Source organism: Streptomyces sp. NPDC002809, assembly GCF_040295435.1.
Lineage (GTDB): Bacteria > Actinomycetota > Actinomycetes > Streptomycetales > Streptomycetaceae > Streptomyces.
Genome location: NZ_JBEOVJ010000020.1, coordinates 1 through 14,513 on the forward strand (window position 1 = coordinate 1; position 14,513 = coordinate 14,513).

At 72.7% G+C, this 14,513-nt stretch carries 13 protein-coding genes and 1 other RNA gene; 9 read left to right on the forward strand and 5 right to left on the reverse strand.

Annotated features, from left to right (window positions below):
• Window positions 1–432: 432 nt before the first annotated feature.
• Complete coding sequence (locus tag ABT025_RS14920) at window positions 433–1,875, reverse strand: hypothetical protein (protein ID WP_350993873.1); 1,443 nt, start codon at window positions 1,873–1,875, stop codon at window positions 433–435.
• 197 nt (window positions 1,876–2,072) lie between these two features.
• Between ABT025_RS14920 and ABT025_RS14925 the strand changes: the two genes are divergently transcribed.
• From ABT025_RS14925 to ABT025_RS14940, 4 genes are all read left to right on the forward strand, one after another.
• Complete coding sequence (locus ABT025_RS14925; protein ID WP_350993874.1) at window positions 2,073–3,116, forward strand: ABC transporter substrate-binding protein; 1,044 nt, start codon at window positions 2,073–2,075, stop codon at window positions 3,114–3,116.
• A 291-nt stretch (window positions 3,117–3,407) separates the two neighbouring features.
• Complete coding sequence (locus tag ABT025_RS14930) at window positions 3,408–4,244, forward strand: Nif3-like dinuclear metal center hexameric protein (protein ID WP_350993876.1); 837 nt, start codon at window positions 3,408–3,410, stop codon at window positions 4,242–4,244.
• Window positions 4,241–4,984, forward strand: coding sequence for a zinc ribbon domain-containing protein (locus tag ABT025_RS14935; protein ID WP_350994044.1), 744 nt, complete (start codon window positions 4,241–4,243; stop codon window positions 4,982–4,984). The genes ABT025_RS14930 and ABT025_RS14935 overlap by 4 nt, the downstream gene beginning before the upstream one ends.
• Window positions 4,984–6,240: a bifunctional RNase H/acid phosphatase gene (locus ABT025_RS14940; RefSeq protein WP_350993878.1), complete on the forward strand. Its 1,257-nt coding sequence runs from the start codon at window positions 4,984–4,986 to the stop codon at window positions 6,238–6,240. Before ABT025_RS14935 ends, ABT025_RS14940 begins: the two co-directional genes overlap by 1 nt.
• A 296-nt stretch (window positions 6,241–6,536) precedes the next feature.
• On the opposite strand, the gene eda is transcribed toward ABT025_RS14940, so the two are convergent.
• Both eda and yaaA read right to left on the reverse strand, forming a co-directional pair.
• Window positions 6,537–7,157 carry a bifunctional 4-hydroxy-2-oxoglutarate aldolase/2-dehydro-3-deoxy-phosphogluconate aldolase gene (gene eda / locus ABT025_RS14945; RefSeq protein ID WP_350993880.1) on the reverse strand — a complete coding sequence of 207 codons (621 nt, stop codon included), beginning with the start codon at window positions 7,155–7,157 and terminating at the stop codon, window positions 6,537–6,539.
• A gap of 85 nt (window positions 7,158–7,242) precedes the next feature.
• Window positions 7,243–8,043: a peroxide stress protein YaaA gene (gene yaaA / locus ABT025_RS14950; RefSeq protein WP_350993882.1), complete on the reverse strand. Its 801-nt coding sequence runs from the start codon at window positions 8,041–8,043 to the stop codon at window positions 7,243–7,245.
• 190 nt (window positions 8,044–8,233) lie between these two features.
• On the opposite strand from yaaA, the gene ABT025_RS14955 reads away from it, so the two are divergent.
• From ABT025_RS14955 to rnpB, 3 genes are all read left to right on the forward strand, one after another.
• Window positions 8,234–9,646, forward strand: a complete 1,413-nt coding sequence (locus ABT025_RS14955; protein ID WP_350994046.1) for an RNB domain-containing ribonuclease — start codon at window positions 8,234–8,236, stop codon at window positions 9,644–9,646.
• A gap of 267 nt (window positions 9,647–9,913) precedes the next feature.
• Complete coding sequence (locus tag ABT025_RS14960) at window positions 9,914–10,441, forward strand: TetR/AcrR family transcriptional regulator (RefSeq protein WP_350993884.1); 528 nt, start codon at window positions 9,914–9,916, stop codon at window positions 10,439–10,441.
• A 98-nt stretch (window positions 10,442–10,539) separates the two neighbouring features.
• Window positions 10,540–10,941, forward strand: an RNA gene (rnpB, locus tag ABT025_RS14965) — RNase P RNA component class A.
• A 243-nt stretch (window positions 10,942–11,184) separates the two neighbouring features.
• Here rnpB and ABT025_RS14970 read toward each other — a convergent pair.
• On the reverse strand, window positions 11,185–11,562 hold the full coding sequence (locus ABT025_RS14970) for a VOC family protein (RefSeq protein WP_350993886.1): 378 nt from the start codon (window positions 11,560–11,562) through the stop codon (window positions 11,185–11,187).
• A gap of 163 nt (window positions 11,563–11,725) precedes the next feature.
• Window positions 11,726–12,388 (reverse strand): ScbR family autoregulator-binding transcription factor, encoded by a 663-nt coding sequence (locus ABT025_RS14975; RefSeq protein ID WP_350993888.1) that lies wholly within the window; start codon window positions 12,386–12,388, stop codon window positions 11,726–11,728.
• Between the two features lie 126 nt (window positions 12,389–12,514).
• On the opposite strand from ABT025_RS14975, the gene ABT025_RS14980 reads away from it, so the two are divergent.
• Window positions 12,515–13,576, forward strand: coding sequence for a ScbA/BarX family gamma-butyrolactone biosynthesis protein (locus ABT025_RS14980; protein ID WP_350993890.1), 1,062 nt, complete (start codon window positions 12,515–12,517; stop codon window positions 13,574–13,576).
• On the forward strand, window positions 13,573–14,505 hold the full coding sequence (locus ABT025_RS14985) for an NAD-dependent epimerase/dehydratase family protein (protein WP_350993892.1): 933 nt from the start codon (window positions 13,573–13,575) through the stop codon (window positions 14,503–14,505). The genes ABT025_RS14980 and ABT025_RS14985 overlap by 4 nt, the downstream gene beginning before the upstream one ends.
• The last annotated feature ends 8 nt before the right edge of the window (window positions 14,506–14,513 follow it).

The window sequence follows — 14,513 nt, forward strand, 5'->3', positions numbered from 1 at the left end:
GTGCGCGGCGGCGTGTGCCCGCGCGACCCCCGGCCCCACCCCCGCCCCCCCCCGCCCCCGCCCGGCCCCCCCCCCCCCGGCCGGCTGCGGGGGCCCTCCTCCGTCCCGTTTCCCTCGTTCATTCTCCTGGGCGGCGGTCAGGCCGCCCTGCTGCCACCTTCGGAGGGGCGGCGGTGGCGGCCGTGCGGTTGTGCTGCCGTGTCGTCCGTCGCCACACCCCCTCGGTGCTTTCCGGAGCCGCCGGCTTCGGCCCGTTGCGCGTCCGCCCCCGGCGGACGCGTCTGGGTCGTGTCGGATCGCGCCTCAGACATCTGGGAAGTCACCCCGTTGTGATCGCTTGCGTGTTGGTCTCCGGGGCCCTCGCACCACCGCCCGGGAACGGTCACCGTCGGCGACCGCGGTGCGCGATTGCGTGAGATCCCCGGCCCAACTCTAGTCAGGTGCGGTACGCCCCACGAGCGGTGCCTGCCCCAGGGGGACGGGTCTGCACACAGGAGGATGCGATACGGCGGCGGACGGTTGCCTACCGCTTTCCGTGCAGCCCGCCGGGGCCCTGCGCCCGGTGGGCTGTACGTCTGCGGGGGCCGTCAGGAGCGCCACCGCGCAGGCTGTGTCCCCGTTCGCGTACGGCAGTTTGAGAACCCCGTCACGCGACCAGACCCCGCTGCCGGCCAGCCAGCCCTCGGGCGCGCCGAGGTGGTGCAGCCGACGGCCGGACGGGCGCCAGACCCCGGCCCAGCTGCCCGCGGGCCCGTCGATCCGCAGGGCCACCGCGCAGCTCTCCGGCATCAGCATCTGTCCCGGCTGCACCGCGAACGGTGTGACGGCGGCATCCGGCAGACGCAGGCACTCCGGGAAGCGCACAGGCAGGCAGCTGCCCAGCACGCCCCAGCCGAGCCGGTCGTGCCCCGGCGCGTCGGAGCGGATCAGCAGCAGGCCGCTGTCCGGATCGGCGAGCAGCAGCCGGTCGTTGCTGTCCGGTGCGATCTGGAGCAGGGGGGTCATCTCGGCGCCACGCCCCAGGTCCACCGCGACCGCCTTCACCGGGCCGCCGCCCGCCGGCTCCCGGTCCAGGGCCAGCAGCCGGCCCACCCGGTCCAGCCAGACCCCGCCGGAACAGCGCCCCGGCAGGTCCGTGATGTGTTCCGGCCCGAACGCGCCGCCCGCCACCAGCCAGAGCCCGGTGGAGTACGCACCGACCGACAGGGCGTACGCGCTGACGCCGTCCGGCGAGGGCGGCAACAGGGTCAGCTCGTCGCATTCGACGGCGCCCAGCGGGAGTTCACCGGTGCCGGGCCCGGTCGGGTAGAGCAGCGAGAAGGTGTGCCGGCCGGCGACCCGGCGCCGGATCAGCACCCGGCCGTCGGCGAGCGGCAGTACCTGCGAGCCGGCCTCCTCCGGCCGGCCCAGCGGGAGCGGCACGGCATACGGCTCGGGGCCGTCCAGCGTCCAGCGCTCCGCGTACCGGGCGGCCGGGCCGCCCGGTTCCGTCCCGGTGGCGACGTCGCGGGCCGCCGTGAGCCGTGCCCCGTAGGCACCGTCGGCGGTGAGCGTGAAGGCGGGCAGGACCGTTTCGGCGGGGCCCGGCCCCAACTGCCCGCCCGACGCGACGGGCTCCAGCAGGCCTTCCGGCGCGACGGGTTCCGGCGGGCCCTGCGATGCGAAGGGTTCCAGCAGGCCCTCCGACGCCACGGGTTCCGGTGTGCCTTCCGGCCCGACCGGCCCCAGCGGCTGCAACGGCTCCGGCAGGGCCGCTGCGCTCCCGGCCGCCGCCGGCGCCTCCCCGGCTTCTTCCGGCTCGTCGGACCCCGGCTCCACCGTCTCGCCGGTTCCGGCCGCCTCAGCGGTCCCGTCCTCGATGGCGCAGACAGTCATCGACTCATCACCTCCGGCAACCGAAGCTAGTTTTCGCACTTCCTGCCGAACAACACGAGCCACGTCACTTCACACATAAGGGTGGCGATGCCCGGATTCGCCTGAGAGGGCGGGGGTGGTTGTGCTCTATGGGATGCGGTTGCCTAAGGTTAGGCATTCCTAAGAATTACCTGTGTGATCCTCGAGTGGAGCAAGTGATGTCCCTTCGTCGCCGCGGCACTGCCGCAGTCGGCCTGGCCGTAGTGGCCGCCCTGTCCCTCTCCGCCTGCGGGAGCGACGACGGCAACTCCGGCGCCTCGGGCAAGTCCGAGGCGGGTGCCGACAAGAAGGCCGCGGTCGCGACGGGCGGCAAGGACTTCGGCGACGCGGCGAAGAAGACCGCGGAGTACGGCACCAACGCCCCGGCGGGCACGTTCCCCCGTACCGTCACGCACGCCATGGGCAAGACCGAGCTCAAGGCGGCCCCGAAGCGGGTCGTCGTGCTCGACGTCGGTGAGTTCGACAACGTCGTGTCGCTGGGTGTGAAGCCGGTGGGCTACGCCCCCTCCGAGGGCGACGCGGCGATCCCGTCGTACCTGAAGAAGGACGCGGGCGACCCCAAGAACGTGGGCACGATCAACAACCTCAACCTCGAGGCGATCGCCGGACTCAAGCCCGACCTGATCCTCGGCAGCCAGCTGCGCGCCGCGGACAAGTACGACGAGCTGTCCAAGATCGCACCGACCGTGTTCGCCATCCGCCCGGGCTTCACCTGGAAGGAGAACTACCTCCTCAACGCCGCGGCGCTGGACAGGACCGCCAAGGCGAAGTCGGCGCTCGGTGCCTACGAGACGAACGCGAAGAAGCTGGGCGAGGACATCGGCCCGAAGAAGCCGACCATCTCCATGGTCCGCTACCTGCCGGACAAGATCCGCCTCTACGCCAAGGCCTCCTTCATCGGCACCATCCTCGACGACGCCGGCCTGCCGCGGCCCGAGAACCAGCAGATCGACGAGCTCGCCGCGGAGATCAGCCCGGAGAAGATCGACGAGGCGGACGCCGACTGGATCTTCACCGGTGTGTACGGCGACGTGAAGGCCACCAAGCGCGACACGACCCAGGCCAACCCGCTGTGGAAGAACCTGAAGGCCGTCAAGGAGGGCCGGGCGAAGAACGTCTCCGACGAGACCTGGTACCTCGGCCTGGGCGTCACGGCCGCGAACCTGGTCCTCGACGACCTGCGCGCGGACCTCGTGAAGTAGCCCGGCCCGCGCGCCGGCCTCCGCGCCTTGCGCCGCGGGTCCGGGGGCCCGCGTCCCGGGTCCGGGGTCCTGTGGCGCGACGGTGCGTCGCGTCCCGGGACGCGGCGTGCGTCGCGCCCTGCGCCTTGAGCCCCGGGGCTCAGCCGCGAGCCGCGAGCCGCGCCCCGTGACGCTGCACCGCGTCGCTGCGCGGCCCCGGGACGTAACGATTGATGACCGCCCGGCGGCCCGGTGCCACGGGTCCGACCGGCCATGGGATGCGGGGCACGGAGGCCAGGTAGCCTTTCCTTCGTGCCCCGTCTGTCTGAAGTCATCGCCGAGCTCGACGCCCTGTGGCCTCCCGAGCGGGCCGAAGGATGGGATGCGGTCGGCACCGTCTGCGGTGATCCGGACGCCGAGGTCGACCGGGTGCTCTTCGCCGTCGACCCCGTACAGGAGATCGCCGACGAGGCACTGAAGCTCGGCGCCCAGCTGATCGTCACCCACCACCCGCTCTATCTGCGCGGTACGACGACGGTCGCGGCCGGGACCTTCAAGGGTCGGGTCGTGCACACCCTCATCAAGCACGACGTCGCGCTGCACGTGGCCCACACCAACGCGGACTCCGCGGACCCGGGCGTCTCCGACGCCCTGGCCGGCGCCCTCGACCTGCGCGTCGAGCGGCCCCTCGTGCCGGACCCCACGGACCCCGCCGGCCGCCGCGGCCTCGGCCGGATCTGCGCGCTCGACCACCCCGAGACCCTCGGCGCGTTCGCCGCCCGGGCCGCCGCCCGGCTGCCCGCCACCGCGCAGGGCATCCGCCTCGCGGGGGACCCGGAGTCCCTCGTACGGACCGTCGCCGTGAGCGGCGGATCGGGCGACAGCCTCTTCGACGCGGTGCGCGCCGCGGGCGTGGACGCCTTCCTCACCGCGGACCTGCGCCACCACCCGGCCTCCGAGGCCGTCCAGCACTCGTCGCTCGGCCTGGTCGATGCCGCACACTGGGCCACCGAGTGGCCGTGGTGCGAGCAGGCCGCCGCACAGCTCGACGCGATTTCCGACCGCCACGGATGGGACCTGCGGGTCCATGTCTCGAAGCAGGTCACCGACCCCTGGACCACCCACCACTCTTCTGGAGCCCCCAACTGAACGCCGCGCCCGCCGACCAGATCCGACTCCTCGACGTCCAGGCCCTCGACCAGCGTCTCTCCCAGCTTGCGCACCGCCGCAACTCCCTGCCCGAGCACGCCGAGATCGAGTCGCTCACGGCCGACCTCGCCCAGCTCCGTGACCTCCTCGTCGCCTCGACGACCGAGGAGAGCGACACCGCCCGCGAGCAGACCAAGGCGGAGCACGACGTCGACCAGGTGCGCCAGCGCGCCGCCCGCGACCAGCAGCGTCTGGACTCCGGAGCGGTCACCTCGCCCAAGGACCTGGAGAGCCTGCAGCGCGAGATCGTCTCGCTCGCCAAGCGCCAGGGCGACCTGGAGGACGTCGTCCTCGAGGTCATGGAGCGCCGCGAGTCCGCGCAGGAGCGGGTCACCGAGCTGACCGACCGGGTCGCCGCCGTGCAGGCCAAGGTCGACGACGCCACCGCCCGCCGGGACGCCGCGACCCGGGAGATCGACACGGAGACCGCGACGGTCACCAAGGAGCGCGAGGTCGTCGCAGGTTCCGTCCCCGCGGACCTGCTCAAGCTGTACGACAAGCTCCGCTCCCAGCAGGGCGGGGTGGGCGCGGCCCGCCTCTACCAGCGCCGTTGCGAGGGCTGCCGCCTTGAGCTCAACATCACCGAGGTCAACGACGTGAAGGCCGCGTCCCGCGACACGGTGCTGCGCTGCGAGAACTGCCACCGCATCCTGGTCCGCACCGCGGACTCGGGTCTGTAATGACGCAGCCGCGCCAGTTCGTCGTCGAGGCCGACGGCGGCTCCCGGGGCAACCCGGGGCCCGCCGGTTACGGCGCGGTCGTCATCGACCCGGCGACGGGGGAGACCCTGGTCGAGGCCGCCGAGTACATCGGCGTAGCGACGAACAACGTCGCCGAGTACAAGGGCCTCATCGCCGGGCTCCGGGCCGCGAAGGCGCTGGTGCCGGACGCCTCGGCCGGCGGCGGTCCGCGGGTGCACGTCCGGATGGACTCCAAGCTGGTCGTGGAACAGATGTCGGGCCGCTGGAAGATCAAGCACCCCGACATGAAGCCGCTCGCGGCCGAGGCGGCGCGCATCCTGCCGACGTCAGCCGTCACCTACGAGTGGATCCCGCGCGCGGAGAACAAGCACGCGGACCGGCTCGCCAACGAGGCGATGGACGCGGGCAAGCGCGGCAAGCAGTGGGAGCCGTCGTCCTCGACGGCGGACCTCGACACCCCGAGGTCCTCGGTGGCCGACGCGCTGCCGCCGGTCTCCGGACCGCCCGGCGACGCGGCGGCCGGCGCGGCGAGGGCCAGGGCGGCGCTGAACCGTCCCGCTCCCGCCGCCACGGCCACCCCGCAGGTCGGCTGGGGCGTCGCCCCGGACCTCGGCGCGCCCGCCACCTTCGTGCTGCTCCGCCACGGCGAGACCGCCCTCACCCCCGAGAAGCGGTTCTCCGGCAGCGGCGGCACCGATCCCGAGCTCTCCGCCGTCGGCCGCGGACAGGCCGAGCGGGCCGCAGACGCCTTCGCCGCCCGCGGGACGGTGCAGGAGATCGTCAGCTCCCCGCTGCGCCGCTGCCGTGAGACGGCCGCCGCGGTGGCGGCCCGGCTGGGTCTGGAGGTCCGGATCGAGGAAGGGCTGCGCGAGACGGACTTCGGCGCCTGGGAGGGCCTGACGTTCGGCGAGACCAAGGAGCGGTACGGCGCCGATCTGGACGCCTGGCTCGCCTCCTCCAAGGCCGCTCCCACCGGTGGCGGCGAGACCTTCGCCGAGGTCACCCGCCGCGTCGCAGCCGCCCGCGACCTCCTCGTCACCCGCTACGCCGGCCGCACGGTCCTCGTGGTCACGCACGTCACGCCCATCAAGACCCTCGTCCGGCTGGCGCTGGGCGCACCGCCGGAGTCGCTGTTCCGGATGGAGCTCTCGGCGGCGTCCGTGTCGACCGTGGCCTACTACGCGGACGGCAACGCCTCCGTGCGGCTGCTGAACGACACGTCCCACCTGCGGTAGGCACCGCACCGGACAGCACTCGTACGCCGACGGCAACATCTCCGTACGGCTGCTGAACGACACGTCCCACCTACGGTAGGCACTGCCGCCCGGACAGCACACGGCCCCATCGGCGGGGGGAGGCCGATGGGGCCGGGGCGGCTCCGGCAGGCCGGGGGATTGCCTGCCGGAGCCCGGGTATCCCGGAGTCCGGGTCACGTGCCTGCAAGAGGTCTCGTGCCCCGGCTGCCGGGGAGCATGCATACGAATCGCGACGAGTTGCGGCCGGCACCGAACTCCTGGGCGGTGCCCTCCGCTCAGCCGCGCAGCGCAGCCGCCTCGGTGGCCAGCCGCTCCACCCGGGACCAGTCCCGGGCCGCCACCGCGTCGCCGGGGATCATCCAACTGCCGCCCACGCAGCCGACGTTCGGCAGGGCCAGATAGGAGGGCGCCGAGGCGAGCGAGATGCCGCCCGTCGGGCAGAACCTGGCCTGCGGGAGCGGGGCGGACAACGCCTTCAGATAGGCCGTGCCGCCCGCCGCCTCGGCCGGGAAGAACTTCATCTCGGTGACCCCGCGCTCCAGCAGCGCGACCACTTCGGACGTCGTCGAGACGCCCGGCAGGAACGGCACACCCGACGCCTTCATCGCGTCCAGCAGCGCGTCCGTCCAGCCGGGGCTCACCAGGAACCGGGCGCCGGCGGCCACGGTGTCCGAGACGTTCCGCGCCGAGATCACCGTGCCGGCGCCGACCACCGCGTCCGGAACCTCCGCAGCGATCGCCTTGATCGCGTCCAGGGCGGCGGCGGTCCGAAGTGTCACCTCGATCGCCGGAAGCCCGCCCGCGACCAGGGCCCGGGCGAGCGGCACCGCGTCGGCGGCGTCCTCCAGCACGACGACGGGCACGACGGGGGCAAGGTCCAGTACGGAGGAGGTCATGCCCTCATCCTGCCCCGCGCACAGCACCGTACGCAACGAGCGTTGCGCATGTTGCAACGCGCTGTGGGGTGCGCCCGTGGCCGGGTCAGTGGATCTCCGTCACCACCACATCGAGCTCCCATGTCCGCCCTGACCGCGCGGGCGCCTGGGCCTCCACCACGTACCCCAGGTCCCGCAGGACCGTCACCAGATCCGCCGGATCCTTCGGCCGGGCGCCCGCCTGCAGCAGATCGCGGACCATCCGGCCCTTCGTCGCCTTGTTGAAGTGGCTGACCACCGACCGCTTCTCCACCCCGTCCACCAGCTGGGAGTGGAGCACCCGCACGCTCGCCGTGCGATCGGCCACCGCACCCTTCGGCTTCCACGCCGCCGCGTAGGCGGACGACCGCAGGTCCAGGACAAGGCCGTCCCCTGCCGCCTCCGGCATGACCTCCGCCATCGGTTCGCGCCAGAACGCCCCGAGAGCGCCCAGCCCCGGCAGCTTCACCCCCATCGAGCAGCGGTACGGCGGAATCCGGTCGCCCACCCGCACCGCGCCCCACAGTCCGGAGAAGACGAGCAGCGACTTCCCGGCCCGGCGGCGGGCCGCCGCGTCGAGGGACGCCAGGTCCAGTGCGTCGTACAGCACCCCGGTGTAGAGCTCCCCGGCCGGACGCGCACCCGCGGTCCGCAGCTCCACGTTCTTCGCGATCTCGCCGCGCAGCCCCTCGCTGAGCCCCAGCACCACGCGGGCCTTCTCCTCGTCCGCGACGCACAGCTCCACCAGTCCGTCCAGCACGGCGGCACGCGCCCCGGCCAGACCGGGCAGCGACAGCGACTCGGGCTTCAGAGGTGCTCCGCGCCCCGAGGCGGCCTTTCCTTCGGAGGGCGGCAACAGCACGAGCACGGCGGTTCTCCTTCGTACGTACGGAAAAGGGTCCTCCGGCCTGCGCACGGATCCCCGCGGCGTCGCCCGGATCCGTTTCGAACCCCTCGCGCCAGCGTACGGGGAACGGGCACCCGTCCGTCCCTCCACCCGGGATGCCGCCCGCCCCGCCCCGCCATACGCTCGGTCCATGCCCCGCCGCCATCTCCACATGACCGGCGCAGCCGACACGCCGCTGCGGACGGCCCTGCGCGCGCTGCGCAGAGAGCTCGCACTCCCCGACCGCTTCCCGTCCGACGTGCTGGCCGAAGCGGCGCGGAATCCGGAAGTCGCCGGGCACGAGGACGCCACGGATCTGCCGTTCCTCACCATCGATCCGCCCACCTCCACCGACCTCGACCAGGCGATGCACCTCGAACGCCGGGCCCACGGCTACCGCGTGCACTACGCCATCGCCGACGTCGCCGCCTTCGTCCGCCCCGGCGGTGCGCTGGACGCCGAGGCCCACCGCCGGGTGACCACGCTCTACTTCCCCGACGGCAAGGTGCCGCTCCACCCCGAAACGCTCTCCGAGGGCGCCGCCAGCCTGCTGCCGGGCGAGACCCGCCCCGCCGTGCTCTGGGAGATCGACCTCGACACCGAGGGCCGCGCCGTCGCCACCCGGGTGCGCCGCGCCCTCGTACGCAGCCGCGCCAAACTCGACTACGCGGGCGTGCAGCACCGGATCGACACGGGCATCGCGGAGGAGTCCCTCGCCCTGCTGAAGGACATCGGCACGCTGCGCGAGCAACAGGAGGTCGCCCGCGGCGGCATCTCGCTCAACGTGCCCGAGCAGGAGATCGTGGAGCGAGACGGCACCTACGGCCTCGAATACCGCGCCACGCTCCCCGCCGACGGCTGGAACGCCCAGATCTCACTGCTCACCGGCATGGCCGCGGCCCGGCTGATGCAGGAGTCCGGAACCGGCATCCTGCGCACGCTCCCGGTCGCCCCCGACGGCGCGGTGGCCCGGCTGCGCCGCTCGGCCGAGGCCCTGCGCATCGACTGGCCGCACCACGTCCCGTACGCGCAGGTCGTCCGGTCGCTCGACCCGAGGCGGACCGACCACGCGGCGTTCCTCCAGGAGTGCACCACGCTGCTGCGCGGCGCCGGCTACACCGTGTTCGAGAACGGCGAACTGCCCACCCCCGCCGTGCACGCCGCGGTCGCCGAGCTCTACACGCACTGCACCGCGCCGCTGCGCCGCCTCGTCGACCGGTACGCCGCCGAACTGTGCGTCGCGGCCGCCGCGGACCGCGATCCGCCCGAGTGGGTTCTGACCGCACTGCCGGCCCTGCCCAAGGAGATGGCGGACGGGACCCGGCGCGCCAACACGGTGGAGCGCGAGTGCGTCGACCTCGTCGAGGCGGCGCTGCTCAAGGACCGGGTCGGTGCGGTCTTCGACGCGTACGTGGTCGACGTGAAGGAACAGGAGCCGACCACCGGCACCGTCCACATCGACGACCCGGCGATCGTCGCCCGCATCGAGGGCGGCACCGCCGAACTCCCCCTGGGGGAGCGGCTACGGGTCCGGCTCACCCAGGCAGATCCGGGATCGTCGAAGGTGCTGTTCGCACCCGCGTGAGCGCGGCCACCGCGGCCCGCGGGTCATCCGCCTGGAACCGGACTGCGCGCGCCTGCCCGCGACCGCCGAGGGGCCGTACGAAACCCGGCGGCGCGGCCGGCTCCACCGTCACTGTCCGATGCGCATGGGGCCAGTAGAAACCCTGACGCTGCGGCAAGGTCAAGGCGCGGGGCCACACACCCCCTGGTCCCTGCGGTGTCTGTCCCCATCTCGTACGATCGCGCCTTCGGCTCCGCACCCCGAGCCTGCAGGAAGAGGAGGATCGCCATGACCGATCTCGCGGCCCGGCCCGCCACCGACCGTGCCTGTCAGATCCTCGCCGCCGCACGCACCCTGCTGGAGCAGGAGGGCCCGGAGGCTCTCACGATGCGCCGCCTCGCCGGGTGCGTGGGCATCACGGCGCCCTCGCTCTACAAGCACTTCCCGGACAAGTCGTCCGTCGTGAACGCCCTGGCCGACGCGATGCTCCGGGAGACCTCCGGGGTACTCGAAGCGGCCGAGGCCGCGGCCCCGGGCTCCTTCCCCGCCCTGGCCACCGCCTACCGCGCCCACGCCCTGGCCCACCCCCACCTGTACCGCCTCACCACCGGCCACCCCCTCCCGCAGGACCTGGAGGAACGTGCCGCCGCCCCGCTCTTCCGTGCCCTGGCCGGCGACGAGGGGCTTGCCAGAGCGGCGTGGGCCTTCGCCCACGGGATGGTCACGATGGAGCTCAACGGCCGCTTCCCCACGGACTCCGACGTCGCGGCGGCCTGGACGGCGGGCATCGCGGCCTTCGCCTCGGTCCGCCTATGACAGCTGCGTGCCGTCCTGCCACGATCGGGGGAACGACTCCCATCTCCCGCCCTGTCCGGCGGCCCCCGCCGGGCGGGTAGCATGGTCGCCACGGCAGACGAGCCGGGCGGACGGCCGCGTGAGGATCTTCGGATCCTCCCGAGGAACGTCCGGGCTCCACAGGGCAGGGTGATGGCTAACGGCCACCCGGGGTGACCCGCGGGACAGTGCCACAGAAAACAGACCGCCTGGGACTTCGGTCCCCGGTAAGGGTGAAACGGTGGTGTAAGAGACCACCAGCGCCTGAGGCGACTCAGGCGGCTAGGTAAACCCCACCCGGAGCAAGGTCAAGAGGGGTCGTCGCAAGACGGCTCTGCGCGAACGTTCGAGGGCGGCCCGCCCGAGTTCGCGGGTAGACCGCACGAGACCGGCAGCAATGCCGGTCCTAGATGGATGGCCGTCTCCCCGGCCGCCGCGAGGCGACCGGGCGACAGAACCCGGCGTACAGCCCGACTCGTCTGCCGCCCCTCCTGCGAGGGCCGCACCCGCTGCCGCCTCCGCAGCAGGCATTGACGCACATCGACGTCCGGATGACCCTCTCCGCTGTGGACTGAGCCGCAGCGGCGTGGGCGTGGCACCGCCCCGGCCCCGGCCCCCGGCCCCGAGCCCTCGGCCGGAGCCCTCGGCCGGAAGAGCCCTCGGCCGGAAGCCTGCCGGGAGGTTCCAGGAGCGGGGAGGTGCGTGTGCCTCTGCCCCCGCCCGGATCAGCGATGGCTCAGGACGTTGACGACGCGCCCGTTCGGATCGCGTACGAAGAAGCGGCGCACGCCCCACTCCTCGTCGGCCGGGCCGTAGACGATCTCCGCGCCACCCTCCACCACCGCCGCGTACACCGCGTCCACGTCCTCCACCTCCACGCTCAGGTCAGGGGTGACGGGGCCGGTTCTGTCGGCGGTCATGATGCTGATCTGGGCCGTGGGGTGGGAGGGGGAGGCGAGCGTCATGATCCATCCGTGGTTCATGACCTCTTGGAAGCCCAGACGCCCGTAGAAGACGGCGTTGGCCCGCATGGCTTCGGGGGCGTCACCGCTTTCGGCACCCGTGTCGATCGGGATGTTCGGGACGACGCGGCGGGCCGGCATCGGTGACTCCTGTCGGTGGCCGACGGTGAGCAACCGAGTTTACGGGGCGGGGAGCCGGACGGCCGGGTGCGCATCGGCATCCAGGTGCCGCGCACGGTATTTTCGGCGGGCCGTAACAGACCGGCCGGTCTGATTCCGGTGGGTAAGAGGCCGTCGCGGACGCCTAGTTGGGGGCGCCGGCCTGGCTGGGTACGTTTTCGACGCTGCGGAGCAGACGCTCACCGCGATCTTCGGCCATGTCCAGCGTGGCCAGGACGGCCGGCGTCGAGATGCTCGGCAGGACGTAATGCAGCAGGACCGAGATCCGCCGGCCCAGGTCCTCGCGGTTGGACAGGACCTGGGACATCACCTGGATGCCCGAGAAGGATCCCGCCAGCATCTCGGCCGCCTCGCTGGGATCGACGTGAGGCAGCAGCTCGCCCTGAGCCTTGGCGGTCACGAGGAGGTGTTCGAGCCGGTCTATCCAGGCGCGAAAAGGTGTGCCGCGGTCGAGGCCCTCCACGGCCTGGTCCATGGCCAGGCCGACGCTGGCACGGACCAGCGGCTCATGGCGCAGACGGTGGGCGAGGAGCATGCCCTGGTCCACCAGTTCCTGGAGCTTCGTCAGCTGGGGCGGCAGCGGATCGCTGTGCAGCTGTATGTCCATCACCCCGAGCGCGAGGTCCTCCTTCGAGGCAAAGTGGAAATACAGTGCGCCCTTGGTCGCCCCCGCGCGTGCCAGAATCTCGCTGATGGTGGCGCTGCTGTAGCCGCGCTCGTCGAACACGTCGGCGGCCGCCACCAGGATCGACCGGCGGGTCTGGATCGCGCGCGCCTGCTGTGCCATCAGCTTCTCTCTACGTAGTGGCGTGGTTCGTGCCACAGGGGGTTGGCTGGAAAGGAAAACCGGGCTGTCAGTATCTTACTGCGGGGCGGCTCGGCCCTTTGACTCGGATCCTCCTGGGGGAACTTCATGGTTCAGCTCACCTCACGCAGCGCTTCGATGTCGCTGGAGGGCGTCGGGCACGTCGGGCACTTTGCGGGTGCCGGCCGTGCCGACGGCCCCTCCGGCGCTCCGGCAGAGGCCGATGGGGAGGCACCCGGCGCCAGAGGAGGTTCACCCGACCGGCTGAGACAGCTGGTCCACCGGACCGATCCGCAGGACGTCTTCCCCACCGGGCTCGTCCGGCTCACCGACACCCAGTTCTCGGTGCCCGCCCACTGGCCGCGCGCCCACCGGTTCTTCGCCCCCGTCGACGGCAGCCACCAGGACCCCCTGCTCATAGCCGAGACCATGCGGCAGACGACCATGCTGGTCGCCCATGACCAATTCGGTGTGCCGGTCGGTGACGCCTTCGTGATGTGGGAGCTGAGGTACACCACCATGTCCGAGCGGCTCGAACTGGGCGGCGATCCCTGGGACATCACGGTGGACGTGTCCTGCTCCCGGATCCGCCGCCGGGGCCGGAGCCTCGGCTCCATGCACATCGAACTTCTCCTGCATCGCAGCGGCACCGTGCTCGCATCGGGCGGCGGCCGGATCAGCTGCTCCTCGGCGGCGGCGTACCAGCGGCTGCGCGGTCACCGCAGCGCCGTGCTCGGCACCCCGATACCCCTCCTGCCCGCCGTCGCACCGCGCACGGTCGGCAGGACCTCCGAAGAGGACGTCGTCCTCTCGCCCGGCACCGAGCCGGGCACCTGGCTGCTGCGCACCGATACCCGGCACCCGACGCTCTTCGGCCGCCCCAACGACCACGTGCCGGGCATTCTGCTGCTGGAGGCGGCCAGGCAGGCCGCGCACGCCGCCACCGGTTCGGCCTTCCTGCCGACGGATCTTCAGGCCGACTTCCTCCAGTACGTGGAGCTGGACCGGCCCTGCCGGATCGAGGCCACACCGCTCCCGGCCGACGGCGTCTCGCCCCCCAGCGTGTTCGTACGGGCTGTCCAGGACGGCGAACCGGCCTTCACCTGCACCCTCCGCTCGCCGGACCCCCACCCGGCCGGGCTCGGCGACGTCCGGAGCGAAACCTCGTGACCCCACGCATCCTCATCACCGGCGCGACCGGCTTCATCGGCAGCCGGGTCACCGCCGCCGCCCGCGCGACGCCCGGGGTCCGGCTACGCCTGATGACCCACCGGGCCGCGCTCGACGCCACGGCCGATGGGCCGGGCTTCGAGACGGTGTACGGAGATCTCGCCGACCCCGGATCGCTCCGCGGCAGCTGCGAGGATGTCGACGCCGTGATCCACTGCGCCTCCCTGATCGGCTCCGACCAGCAGACCGCCCGGACGGTCAACGACCACGGAACCCGTGCGCTGGTCGACGAGGCCGTACGCAGCGGAGTCGGCCGGATCGTCCAGCTGAGCACCGCCTCCGTCTACGGCAGGGGCCCCTTCACCGAACTGCGCCCCGGCACGGCCGAGCCCGCACCGGCCTCCGCCACCAGCCTGACCAGGGTCGCCGCCGAACAGCACGTCCTGGCGGCCGGGGGAGCGGTCCTGCGCCCGCACATCGTGTACGGGGCGGGGGACAGGTGGGCGATCCCCGGACTCGTCGCCCTGCTGCGCTACCTGGAGGCGGCGCCGGCCGGCTGCGACGCCCGCCATTCGCTGATCGACGTGGAGAGCCTGGGCCGGGCACTGCTGGGGGCGGCGCTCGCCTCGAAGCCGCCGTCCGGCGTCTACCACGTCAATCACCCCGAGCCGGTGAGCTGTTCGGACCTGCTGTCCACGGTGCTCGGCACGCTCGGACTGCCCTGGGCGGGCACGGAGATCGGACTGGACGAGGCCCGCGCCCGGTTGGCCGGTGTCCCGTACGCCACACACCACTTCGAGATGCTCACCGTGGACCACTGGTTCGCCGACGAGCGCGTCCGGCAGGAGTTCGGCTGCGAGCCGGGGCCGGACTTCCGGACGTCCTTCGCCGCACACGCACCCTGGTACCGGAAGTTCCTCAGCCGCTGACGCTCACG